The sequence below is a fragment of the Pseudomonas sp. Pseu.R1 genome (assembly GCF_045764065.1).
Taxonomy (GTDB): domain Bacteria; phylum Pseudomonadota; class Gammaproteobacteria; order Pseudomonadales; family Pseudomonadaceae; genus Aquipseudomonas.
In genome coordinates, this window is sequence record NZ_JBJGEE020000001.1 from 1766199 (window position 1) to 1778552 (window position 12354).

Annotated in this window: 9 protein-coding genes and 3 tRNA genes; 3 read left to right on the forward strand and 9 right to left on the reverse strand. The window is 60.4% G+C overall.

Annotation, left to right across the window (positions count from 1 at the left end):
* Positions 1-136 precede the first annotated feature (136 nt).
* The 3 genes from ACI5GA_RS08235 to ilvA all read left to right on the forward strand — a co-directional run bounded on the left by ACI5GA_RS08235 (position 137) and on the right by ilvA (position 4662).
* Entirely contained in the window at positions 137-1276 is a 1140-nt protein-coding gene (locus tag ACI5GA_RS08235; RefSeq protein WP_404631668.1) for a carbon-nitrogen hydrolase family protein, read from the forward strand.
* 3 nt (positions 1277-1279) lie between these two features.
* On the forward strand, positions 1280-2320 hold the full coding sequence (locus ACI5GA_RS08240; RefSeq protein WP_421422485.1) for an AraC family transcriptional regulator: 1041 nt from the start codon (positions 1280-1282) through the stop codon (positions 2318-2320).
* Positions 2321-3117: 797 nt separating this feature from the next.
* Positions 3118-4662, forward strand: a complete 1545-nt coding sequence (gene ilvA, locus ACI5GA_RS08245; protein ID WP_421425455.1) for a threonine ammonia-lyase, biosynthetic — start codon at positions 3118-3120, stop codon at positions 4660-4662.
* Between the two features lie 196 nt (positions 4663-4858).
* Here ilvA and ACI5GA_RS08250 read toward each other — a convergent pair whose 3' ends face one another.
* From ACI5GA_RS08250 to ACI5GA_RS08290, 9 genes are all read right to left on the reverse strand, one after another.
* Positions 4859-5695: a DUF2242 domain-containing protein gene (locus tag ACI5GA_RS08250; RefSeq protein ID WP_421422486.1), complete on the reverse strand. Its 837-nt coding sequence runs from the start codon at positions 5693-5695 to the stop codon at positions 4859-4861.
* A gap of 146 nt (positions 5696-5841) precedes the next feature.
* On the reverse strand, positions 5842-7107 hold the full coding sequence (gene aroA / locus ACI5GA_RS08255) for a 3-phosphoshikimate 1-carboxyvinyltransferase (protein WP_421422487.1): 1266 nt from the start codon (positions 7105-7107) through the stop codon (positions 5842-5844).
* 247 nt (positions 7108-7354) lie between these two features.
* A tRNA-Asp gene (locus ACI5GA_RS08260) sits at positions 7355-7431 on the reverse strand.
* A gap of 123 nt (positions 7432-7554) precedes the next feature.
* Positions 7555-7631, reverse strand: a tRNA-Asp gene (locus tag ACI5GA_RS08265).
* A 78-nt stretch (positions 7632-7709) separates the two neighbouring features.
* Positions 7710-7785, reverse strand: a tRNA-Val gene (locus ACI5GA_RS08270).
* 290 nt (positions 7786-8075) lie between these two features.
* The gene (locus ACI5GA_RS08275) at positions 8076-8840 is read right to left on the reverse strand and encodes an SDR family oxidoreductase (protein ID WP_404640489.1); all 765 of its coding nucleotides are present in this window, start codon (positions 8838-8840) and stop codon (positions 8076-8078) included.
* Between the two features lie 23 nt (positions 8841-8863).
* Positions 8864-10075 (reverse strand): O-succinylhomoserine sulfhydrylase, encoded by a 1212-nt coding sequence (locus ACI5GA_RS08280; protein ID WP_421422488.1) that lies wholly within the window; start codon positions 10073-10075, stop codon positions 8864-8866.
* A gap of 30 nt (positions 10076-10105) precedes the next feature.
* Complete coding sequence (purF, locus tag ACI5GA_RS08285; protein ID WP_404640483.1) at positions 10106-11614, reverse strand: amidophosphoribosyltransferase; 1509 nt, start codon at positions 11612-11614, stop codon at positions 10106-10108.
* A gap of 12 nt (positions 11615-11626) precedes the next feature.
* Positions 11627-12214 carry a CvpA family protein gene (locus ACI5GA_RS08290; RefSeq protein ID WP_404640482.1) on the reverse strand — a complete coding sequence of 196 codons (588 nt, stop codon included), beginning with the start codon at positions 12212-12214 and terminating at the stop codon, positions 11627-11629.
* Positions 12215-12354 lie beyond the last annotated feature (140 nt).

A 12354-nucleotide genomic window follows, 5' to 3' on the forward strand; every position in this document is an offset into this window, starting at 1 on the left:
ACGCGGGATACCGGCAATCGGTATCCCGCTCGCGCACCGCGATTTTCCTGCAATTCCTTCCTCTGACCAGCGGTTTGCCGTAGCCTTCGTACCAGTTCCTGTCCATTGGCTCGCAAAGGCAATCACCCGCTCCTCCATGCGCAAAGTTCTCGTCACACTCACCACTGTCGTGCTGGTGATTCTTCTCGTCAGTTACAGCCTGTGGACGAGCAAACGCCGCGTCGGCCATTACCTCACCGATCTGCGCATTCAAGTGGTGGTCAACGACGGCCAGCCCGGCGACCGGGGCAATTTGCTAGGCATTCAGCCTGAGCTGTTTGCGTCCGACTATTCGAGCGTCAAACGCCTGCATCGCAAGCTGGCCGCGTACCTGCAACAGGCCCGCGAGCACGGCCTGCTCAACGACAAAACCATCGTCGTGCTGCCTGAACACATCGGCACCTGGCTGTTTGCCGTGGACGAGAAATCACAGTTCTATCAAGCCACGACCATCGAAGAGGCCATGAACTGGCTGGCCTTCAGCAACCCGTTGCTGTTTGCCGATGCCGTGCTGCATGCCCGAGGCGAGAGCCGTCTGGATGATGCCCGCCTGCGCATGAAAGCACGCAGCATGGCGCAGGATTATCAAACCGTGTTCGGCGGTCTGGCCAAGGAGTTCGGGGTGACGCTGGTGGCCGGCTCCATCGTGCTGCCCAGCCCTGAGGTGCAGGCCGACAAACTGATCGTCGGCAGCGGTGCGCTGTACAACAGCAGCGTGGTGTTTGGTCGCGACGGACTGCCCATCGGCCAGCCTCAACGGCAACTGTTCCCCAGCTGGTATCAACGTGGCTATATACGCTCCGGAAAGGATGCGCCACTGAACGTCATCGACACCCCGGCCGGGCGCTTGGCGACGCTGATCGGCAGCGACAGCTGGTACCCCGACAATTACGTGCGCCTGAACGCACAGGGCGCCGAATTGATCGCCGTTCCGGCGTTCGTCGCAGGTAACGGCAGTTGGTCGCAGCCTTGGCGCGGCGACAAGCACCAAGGGCTGGATCTTGGCCCTAAACCCCTGACTGAAGGCGAAGCCTGGCGCCGCCTGTCACTCGCCCCGATCAGTACCGCCAAGGCTGGTATCAGCGTGTTCATGCGCGGGCAATTCTGGGATCAGGGCAGCGCCGGGCACAGCTTTGCCAGCCGGGGCGGCCAGAATGTCGCCGAACAATCCATCAGCGCGGCCCCCAAAGGGGCCAAGCCCGGCCACGGCGCGCGACTGATCAACCTGTGGTTGTGATCGATGGTCAAGCCTCGGGGTCGTCTGGGTGATCTGTCGGTCGGCTTTGTCCACAGCCTCGCCGACGCCGTGCGTGCCCAAGGTCATGATCCGCTGCCACTGCTTGAACAATACGGCCTGGACGCCGCTCGCCTGAGCGAGGCTGGGGCGCGTCTGTCGATCCCCCGCTACATGCGACTGGGCCACGCGGCCATCGAACTGACCGACACCCCGTCGCTGGGGTTGATCATGGGTCAGGTGAGTCGCTTGAGCCAGGCCGGACTGGCGGGCATTACGGCAGCTCAGGCGCCCACCGTGCGAGAAGCGGCGCGCACGCTGATCCGTTTCGAAGCGCTCTATGGCTCGAACTATCGAGGCCAGTCGAGTTTTCACGAAGACAGCCAGGGGGCCTGGCTGCGCTTCTACTCCATCAGCCCCTACAACGATTACAACCGTTTTGTCGTGGATTCGATCCTGAGCGGCTGGCTGCATCAATTGTCGGCATTGGCAGGCACGTCGATACGCGCGGAACAGGTGGACATCGAATTCGAGCCTCCCACCTATGTGCACGGGTACGCCTCGTTGAGCGCGCAGGCCGTGAACTTTGGCGCACCGACCAACCAGTTGCGCCTGAGCCAGCAGAGTCTCGCGTTGCGCAATCCCGACCATGTGCCAAGCACCTGGCGACATTTGCTGCACATCTGCGAACAGGAACTGGAGCAGCTCACACGCACGCGCAGTCTACGCGAGCGCATCACCCAACTGCTGGGGCCGTTACTGAGCGGTGGAAGGGAGCCGGATCTGGAGGAAGTAGCGGTTCGCCTGAAGCTGCCCACCTGGACGTTGCGTCGCAGACTGGCAGAGGAAGGAACGCAGTTTCGCGCAGTGCTCAATGACACCCGCAGCGATCTGGCCACGACCTACGTTCGCGACACGGAACTGGCGTTCGGGGAAATTGCGTATCTGTTGGGGTTTGCCTCGGCCGAGGCGTTTCAGCGGGCCTTCAAACGCTGGAACGGCCAGACTCCCGGGGAGTTCCGCCGCAGCCAACGTCATTCGGACTGACCTCTTTCAAACGTGTTGCTTACAGCTCTGTTGCATCATCGGCAGGTTCGATCGGATCGAGTTCGTACGCCTGATACTCCAGCAATTCTTCCTGATAATCGTCCATTTCTCATGCCCTCGTGGCTGGTCTCTTTGTTTCGGTGGTCTTCTTCCGTCGTTTCAGCGACTGATTTCACTGACCACAGACATCACCCTAAAGTGCCCTCATGAACGAAACATGAAGGCTTCTTGAACAATAGACGAGGTGATCACAGAAAAATTAACCGGCGAGTCCTTGTCAGTGTCATAGGGCAACATCCATAGCCAGCTAAGCGAATTTGTAGCTCAGGGCGAAAATTCGTGCAAGTGGTCAGGAAAAATCCTCCACTCACTAACGCCTCATACCCTCCTCGCGCCACAACGCGCTCCGTAGCAGTCCGGCTTACCGACGGCAGCGATCCTGGGTACGCCGCCGCCAGCAAGCCGGACTGCTACAGGATGAGGCACGATCAAAACGGGACTGCTACATATCTATCAACTCGCACTTGACGCGCAAGACCACGCCGCCATAGTCTTCCACCCCATGAACACATTCCCGCACGCCGTCAGCCCACGAATTATTACCGCCATTCCAGTCATGGCGGGTTAGCCGACGCTTGCACCGAACCCGCCCTAGAGGCGGGTTTTTTCTCTCTGTCTCCCGGGCACAAAAAACCGAACCAGGAGCCAGACATGATCATCATCCGCCCTTCCCTCGCCGTCGCTTTCCCACGCCAGAGCCTCATGACGCTTTCAACGGGGACGACACGATGAATCAGATGCTCGCCCATGACCCTGTCAGCCATGACCTGCTGAACCACTACGCCCGAAAAATCCTCACCTCCCGCGTCTACGACGTCGCCGTGGAAACCCCGCTGCAGGGCGCCCGCCAATTGTCCGAACGTCTCGGCAACCAGGTGCTGCTCAAGCGCGAAGACCTGCAACCGGTGTTCTCCTTCAAGATTCGCGGCGCCTACAACAAGCTGGCACAGCTGACCGCAGAAGAGCTGGCGCGCGGCGTGGTCACGGCCTCGGCGGGCAACCACGCGCAGGGCCTGGCGCTGGCGGCGAAGAAGCTGGGGATCAAGGCGACCATCGTCATGCCCAAGACCACCCCGGAGATCAAGGTCGAAGGCGTGCGTTCGCGAGGCGGAAAAGTGGTGCTGCACGGCGACTCTTTCCCCGAAGCGCTGGCGCATTCGCTGAAGCTGGTCGAGGAAAAGGGCTACGTGTACATCCACCCTTACGACGACCCTGACACCATCGCCGGGCAAGGTACAGTGGCCATGGAAATCCTGCGTCAGCACCCGGGGCATCTGGACGCGATCTTCGTTCCGGTGGGCGGCGGCGGCCTGATCGCCGGGATCGCGGCCTACGTCAAATACCTGCGCCCCGAAATCAAAGTGATCGGCGTCGAACCGGACGACTCCAACTGCTTGCAACAGGCCATGGCCTACGGCGAGCGCGTGGTGTTGCAGCAGGTCGGGCTGTTCGCCGATGGCGTGGCCGTGGCGCAAATCGGCCAGCACACCTTCGACATCTGCAAGGATTACGTCGATGAAGTGATCACCGTCAGCACCGACGAAATCTGCGCGGCGATCAAGGACATCTACGACGATACCCGCTCGATCACCGAGCCCGCAGGCGCTTTGGGTGCGGCGGGGATCAAGAAGTACGTCGAGCAATACGAAGTGAAAGGCCAGACGTTCGTCGCCATCGAGTCCGGCGCCAACGTCAATTTCGACCGCCTGCGCCACGTCGCCGAGCGTGCCGAACTGGGTGAGGGCCGCGAGGCGATCATTGCCGTGACCATCCCCGAACAGCCGGGCAGCTTCAAGGCGTTCTGCGAAGCCGTCGGCAAACGGCAGATCACCGAATTCAACTACCGCTACCACACCGACCGCGAAGCGCACATTTTCGTCGGCGTGCAGACCCACCCGGAAAACGACCCGCGCAAGGCGCTGCTCGCTAGCCTCACTGAGCAGGGCTTCCCGGTGCTGGATTTGACCGACAACGAACTGGCCAAACTGCATTTGCGGCACATGGTCGGCGGGCATTCGGAGCGGGTCAGTGATGAAGTGGTGCTGCGCTTCGAATTCCCGGAGCGACCGGGTGCGCTGTTCAACTTCCTGAATAAGCTGGGCGGGAAATGGAACATCTCGATGTTCCACTACCGCAACCACGGCGCAGCGGATGGCCGCGTGGTGGCCGGGCTGGTGGTGCCGGAAGACGAGCGGCATCTGGTGCCGCAGGCGCTGGCGGAGATTGGGTATCCGTATTGGGATGAGACGAACAACCCGGCGTACCGCTTGTTCCTGGGCTAACGCTGATCAGCTTTTGATTCTGGGCGCAGCGTAGGAGCGTCGCTTGCTCGCGATCGACAGGGAACCCGTCGTAAAACCTCACAACGCGGTGTTTCAGGCCTACCGCGTTTGCCGGTTTCGCTGCCGCTTCGCGCCAGATCGCGGGCAAGCGACGCTCCTACGCGCTACGGGCAGAAGCGGATAGCGAACGTCCCAACTACTGCGCCGGAGTTGTCTCCGGGGCAGTTTCTGCGGCAGGAGCAGGCGTTACCGCCGGGGTTGCAGGCGCAGGTTCAGCAGGCGTCTCAACCTTCACCGGCTCAGGCTCCGCAGGCGCTGGCATCGGCTCGCTGCTCTGCTCGGTGGCCGCGGTCGGCGTCGTCGCAGGGGTCGCCAACGCAGCCGGTGCAGAGGCAGGCGCTTCGGCCGGTTTCTGCTCGGTCTGCGCAGCTGCCTTGCCCGGCACCGGCTCAGGCATGCCCAGATCGGTTTTAGGCTTCTCTTCAATGTGCGCGGCCTTCTTCACTTCAGGCGGAAGGAAGTTTTCCACCAGCGCGAAGAAACGGTCATAGAACTTGGGCGACGCCACGGTCTCACTGGCCACCTTGACCATAGAGTCATCGGTCGAGCCGATCGGCATAGACACCGAACCCAATACCCCCACCCCCAGACTCGCCGAGTTGTTAACCTTCTTCAGCGCATAACGATCCTGCAAGGCGTTGGCAAACATGGTGGCTTTGCCATCAGCAGCGCCATCCGCCGCACAGACCACGTTGAAGCTGATCTCCATGTGGGTCTCACCGGTCTGCTGGAAGCTTTTATGACCGGCGATCATCTTCGGATCACTGCTGGTGATGATGTAGCCCTGACTCAGCAGCGCACGACGCCCTGCCTCGCACGTCGCAGCATCCGACACGGGGTAGTTGCGTGAGAAAGTCCCGGCATCGTCGAAGTTTTCATGTTCGTAGACAGCCTGCTTTTTTGACGAGCAGCCTGCGGCAGCCAGCAGGGCGAATACCCAGCATGCGGTACGAAAGCTCAGTAATCTAGACATCAAACATCCCGGGGAAAAAGGTCGACAGAACAGTGGACCGGAGAAAACGCCGGTAAGTCTGCAACAAGCGTTGCGCCGGATCAACGCGCAGTTTGCAACCATGTGGATACATCGCGCTTTTCACCGACGCATTACGCAGTAGAGCATCAGACCTCGCCACGCTCCAGGCGCACGCCAAGGAACTCCAGTGCACGCCAGTAACCCGGGTAGGTCTTGGCCACACACTCAGGGTCCTGAATACGCACGCCGGACACCTTCAGACCCGCCAACGCGAAACACATTGCAATCCGGTGGTCGGAATGGGTGTTGATCAAACCTGTGCTGACCGTGCCTGCCAAGCCAGGATCTGCGGCCACCAGTAGGTCGTCGCCTTCCACCGTCGCCAACCCCGGGCGCACTTGATTCAGGCCGTCATACAGGGCCTGCACGCGGTCGCATTCCTTGACGCGCAGGTTGGCCAGGTCGACGAAACGCACCGGCGTCTCGTTGAAAGCGGCCAGCACGGCCAGGGTCGGAATCGCATCCTGCATCTGCGAACCATTGATCACGGCCTGCATGCGAGGAAATTGCGCGATCATCTCTTGTGCCTTGGCGTCCGGCTGTGTGAAAGCTTCAGCGGCCACGCCCAGATCGATCTTGCCGCCGGTCAGGGCCTCAGCCGCCCACAGGTAGGTCGCCGCTGACGCGTCAGGCTCGATCTGGTAGTCACAGGCGGTATAGCCCGTCGGCGAAACACGCCACAGTGCTTCGTTGACCACTTCAACCTCGGCACCAAAGGCGCGCATGCAGGCGAGGGTCAAGTCGATGTAGCCGCGAGCGCCGATTTCCTTGCCAGTCAGCGCCACTTCAATCGGTGCTGCGCCACAGGCTGCGACCATCAATAGCGCCGAAACGTACTGACTGGACAAGCCGCCATCGATTTCAAAACGGGTCGCCTTGATCGCCCCCGTGCCCTTAATGGTCACCGGCGGACAACCGGTGGCGCTTTCCGCGCTCAGGCCGCCCTTGCGCAACGATTCAAGCAGCGGGCCGATGGGACGCTTTTGCATGTAGTGATCGCCGTCCAACGTCACCTTGCCATTCACGGTCGCGACAGCCGCTGTCAGGAAGCGCACCGCCGTGCCCGCATTGCCCAGAAACAGCGGACCGTCAGGGATTTGCAGGCTGCCGGTGCCGGTGACGACGAAGCTGGTGTCATCCGGCTCGTCGATGGTCACGCCCATCTGCCGCAAAGCGTTGGACATGTGACGGGTGTCATCGCTCTTCAGCGCACCTCGCAGATGGCTGGTGCCCTTGGCCAGCGCAGCCAGCAGCAGCGCGCGGTTGGTGATCGACTTCGAGCCTGGTGGTGAGACATGCCCCGTCAACGGTACACCCGGTGGGATCACAGTGATGGTTTGGTTCATGCCCATGGTCCAGCTCTCCAAAGTCGATATCAGCGCAGCGTCAAACAAGCCGCCAATGATGGCATTTATCGTGCTGCCGTGCAGCACCTCGACCACATTCACGGTGGAAGGCCCAAATGACGGCAGTTGGCGGTATCGACGGATTCCCCCCGGCCTAAAGCACGAGGCGGCCTGAAAGTCAGGCATAAAAAAAGCGACCCTTAGGTCGCTTCCTTTGTCGTTTCAAGGAGTTCAAGGGCCTTGAAACTATGTATGGCGCAGCGGACGGGACTCGAACCCGCGACCCCCGGCGTGACAGGCCGGTATTCTAACCGACTGAACTACCGCTGCGTGTCGCACAGACTTGCGTCTGTTTAACTCATTGAAACCGGCTTCGACTGCCTGTTTCTTTTGACTCTGACTAAAAGCTGTCGCTTTTCAGTCTCGAACCGGAAACATCCGATTCGTAAAATATGGCGCAGCGGACGGGACTCGAACCCGCGACCCCCGGCGTGACAGGCCGGTATTCTAACCGACTGAACTACCGCTGCGCAGTGGTGGACTTTTTTGTCCTGCTGAATCTCAGTAACCTTCAGCGTCTTGCAACAAGCTTTTCAGCTTCTCAACGATGGTGGGTGATGACGGGATCGAACCGCCGACCCTCTGCTTGTAAGGCAGATGCTCTCCCGGCTGAGCTAATCACCCTTTGCTTCGCTGAGGCCGCGAAATTTACGCAGGTGCCGAACCTAAGTCAATAGCCCGCTTGAAGTTTTTTTAAAAAAGCCGTTTTGAGCAGCAAGCCAAAAGCAAAAAAAGCGAACACCCGGTTCGCTCTTGCGTTTCATCTGCATACATCGGCATCTGCGGTCGGACACGCTTAGTTGTGGGAGCCGGCTTGCTGACGAATGCGGTGTGTCAGTGACAGGTAGGTTGACTGGCCCAGCGCATTCGTCAGCAAGCCGGCTCACAGGGAACGCATGACCGACGACAGGTGTTTATTCCACGTAAATCATCTTCTTGCTCATGCCGCCGTCGACCACGAACTCCTGCCCGGTGACGAAACCGGAGTTCTTCGACAGCAACCACGCAACGGTCGCCGCCACATCCTCGACCGTCCCCACCCTGCCCGCCGGATGCTGCGCATGATCGGCGTCGGACAAAGGCTCGGCGCGACGCTGCGACGGATCACGCGCATCGATCCAGCCAGGGCTGACCGCATTGACCCGCACTTGGGGACCGAGGCTCATGGCCAATGCGTGAGTGAGTGCCAACAGACCGCCCTTGCTGGCCGCATAGGCCTCCGTGTCAGGCTCGGACTGGCGCGCACGGGTCGAACTCAGGTTGACGATACTGCCGCCATGGGCGCGCAGGTACGGCGCACAGTGCTTGGCGAGAAGCATGGGCCCCGTCAGGTTCACCGCCAGCACACGATTCCAGTGCGCCAGCCCGAGGCTTTCCAGCACAGTATTGCGTGGATCGGCGACAGCCGCGTTGCACACCAATGCATCCAGACGTCCGAACATGCCAAGAATCTCGGCAACGCCCGCAGCCACCTGTTCTTCATTGGCAACGTCCATCGCAATGAACGACGCGTTTTCGCCCAGCACACCGACGACGATCTCGCCACGATTGCGATCCACGTCGGTCAACACGACCTGCCAGCCTTCGGTAATCAGCCAGGCAGCGATGCCCAGACCGATTCCTCGCGCAGCTCCGGTGACCAGCGCTACACGCCCGTTGTGTTCACGGGCGGCGTCCATCGTCAACTCACTCACGGCATCACTCACAACGCAGCCAGACCACGCGCTAGATCAGCCTTGAGGTCAGCCACATCTTCCAGACCGACAGCGATCCGGATCAGGCTGTCACGGATACCGGCAGCTTCACGTTCCTGCGGCGACAAACGACCGTGAGACGTGGTGCTAGGGTGCGTGATCGTGGTCTTGGTGTCGCCCAGGTTGGCGGTGATCGAAATCAGGCGAGTCGCGTCGATAAAGCGCCAGGCGCCCTCTTTGCCGCCCTTCACCTCAAAGCTCACCACGGCACCGAACGCCTTCTGCTGACGCTTGGCCAGTTCGTGCTGCGGATGGCTTTCGAGACCGGCGTAATGCACTTTCTCGATACCGTCTTGCTGTTCCAGCCACTGCGCCAGCTCCAGAGCGTTTTCGCAGTGAGCACGCATGCGGATCTTCAGGGTTTCGAGCCCCTTGAGAAACAGCCAGGCGTTGAACGGACTCAGGCTCGGACCCGCAGTGCGCAAAAAGCCCACGACTTCTTTCATCTGCTCGCTGCGCCCGACGACCACGCCCCCCATCGCACGGCCTTGACCGTCGATGAACTTGGTGGCCGAGTGCACAACCACATCAGCGCCCAGACGCAGCGGTTGTTGCAACGCAGGGGTGCAGAAGCAGTTGTCGACCACCAGCATCGCGCCCTTGGCATGCGCGATTTCAGCCAGCGCAGCGATATCGACCAATTCAGCCAGCGGGTTGGACGGCGACTCGACGAACAGCAATTTGGTGTTGGGTTTGATGGCCGCATCCCAGCCGGACAAGTCGGCCAGCGGAACATAATCCACCTGCACACCAAAACGCTTGAAGTACTTCTCGAACAGGCTGATGGTCGAGCCGAACACGCTTTTGGACACCAGCACATGATCGCCTGCACTGCACAGGCTCATGACGGTCGCCAGAATCGCCGACATCCCGGTAGACGTAGCCACGGCCTGCTCGCCGCCTTCCAGCGCAGCAATGCGTTCTTCGAACGAATGCACGGTCGGGTTGGTATAACGCGAATAGACGTTGCCTGGCTGCTCACCGGCAAACGTGGCGGCCGCATCGGCAGCCGTGCGGAACACGTAGCTGGATGTAAAAAACAGTGGATCGCTGTGTTCGCTCTCCGGCGTACGGTGCTGACCAGCCCGCACGGCGAGGGTATCGAAACCCACGCCGTCCAGATCGCTGTCCAGTCGACCGGCATCCCATTGCTGAGTCATGCCGCTGCTCCTTTCGATAACGTGTCTGAATTAGTTGTTGTACAGATCGATGATCGCACTGACTGCCTGATTCTTGGCCTTGGAGGCGTCATTACGCGCCTGCTCGATCTTGTTCAGGTAATGCTCGTCGATGTCACCGGTCACGTACTTGCCGTCGAAGACCGAGCAATCGAAGTTATCGATCTTGATCTTCTTGCTGCCGCTGACCGCTTCGATCAGGTCGGTAAGGTCCTGATAAACCAGCCAGTCGGCACCGATGAGGTCGGCCACGTCCTGAGTGGTACGGTTGTGAGCGATCAGCTCGTGAGCACTCGGCATGTCGATGCCGTAGACGTTAGGGAAGCGTACGGCCGGGGCTGCGGAGCAGAAATACACGTTTTTGGCACCGGCTTCGCGGGCCATCTGGATGATCTGCTTGCAGGTGGTACCGCGCACGATGGAGTCGTCCACCAGCATCACGTTCTTGCCACGGAATTCCAGCTCGATGGCGTTGAGCTTCTGGCGCACGGATTTTTTCCGCGCGGCCTGCCCCGGCATGATGAAGGTCCGGCCAATGTAGCGGTTCTTCACGAAGCCTTCGCGGAACTTGACGCCCAGATGGTTCGCCAGCTCCAGCGCGGCAGTGCGGCTGGTGTCGGGAATCGGAATGACCACATCGATGTCGTGGTCCGGGCGCTCGCGGCGGATCTTGTCGGCCAGCTTTTCACCCATGCGCAGACGCGCCTTGTAGACAGAAATGCCGTCGATGATCGAATCCGGGCGCGCCAGGTAAACGTGTTCGAAGATGCACGGTGCGTATTTCGGGTTGGCCGCGCATTGACGGGTGTGCAGCTTGCCGTCTTCGGTGATGTACACCGCTTCGCCCGGCGCGAGGTCGCGAATCAGGGTGAAGCCAAGCACGTCCAGAGACACGCTTTCCGAGGCGATCATGTATTCGACACCTTCGTCGGTGTGACGCTGACCGAAGACGATCGGGCGAATGGCATCCGGGTCACGGAAACCGACGATACCGTAGCCGGTGATCATCGCCACTACGGCGTAGCCACCACGGCAACGGTTGTGCACGTCGGTCACGGCCGCGAAGATGTCTTCTTCGGTCGGTTGCAGCTTGCCGCGAACGGCCAGCTCGTGAGCGAAGACGTTGAGCAACACTTCCGAATCGGAGTTGGTGTTGACGTGGCGCAGGTCAGATTCGTAAATCTCCTTGGCCAGTTGCTCGACGTTGGTCAGGTTGCCGTTGTGCGCCAGCGTGATGCCGTAAGGCGAGTTGACGTAGAACGGCTGGGCTTCGGCCGAAGTCGAGCTGCCCGCTGTTGGATAACGTACGTGACCGATGCCCATGTGACCGACCAGGCGCTGCATATGGCGCTGCTGGAAGACGTCACGGACCAGACCGTTGTCCTTACGCAGGAACAACCGGCCATCATGGCTGGTCACGATACCGGCAGCGTCCTGGCCGCGGTGCTGGAGGACGGTGAGCGCGTCATACAGCGCCTGATTGACGTTCGACTTGCCGACGATACCGACGATGCCACACATGCGACACAACCCCTACTTAGTGGAACTGGATTTACCGATCACATCCTGCGGCGTTACCGACGGCAGGAGGTGATCCTTGAACGGGATATCAACAGGTACGCTGACCCCGCTGGCTAGCCACTTGCTGGACATCCCGAGAATCAGGTTTTTCGACCAGTCAGCGACCATCACAAACTGTGGCAGCAGTCTGGACTGCTGCCACCATTGATCCTGTTGTACCGGGCCCAGGCTCAACAGCCCTACCGCAACGACGACCAGCAGGCCTCCGCGTGCAGCCCCGAAGACCATACCCAGAAAACGATCGGTCCCGGACAGCCCGGTAACGCGAATCAGTTCCCCGATAAGAAAGTTGACCATGGCGCCAACCAGCAGCGTGGCGACGAAAAGAATGGTGCAGCCCGCAATCACGCGCGCCGAAGGTGTTTCGATGTAATTGACCAGATACTGGGCCAGCGAACCGCCAAACATCCAGGCCACGACACCTGCGATGATCCAGGTCAGCAAGGACAGCGCTTCCTTGACGAAGCCGCGCTTGAGACTGATCAAAGCGGAGATGGCGACAATCGCAATGATCGCCCAGTCAACCGGAGTAAATGACACGTTGCAGCCTACAGACTGATGAGGCGGCGCATTTTAGCAGAGCGCTCGCGCGGCGGTAAGCGGGGATTGAGGGTAGTCGGCAATTAACGCCAACTATTGGACTTTGGCCAAGATTCGTTGCCCTGAGCGCCGATTCCCTT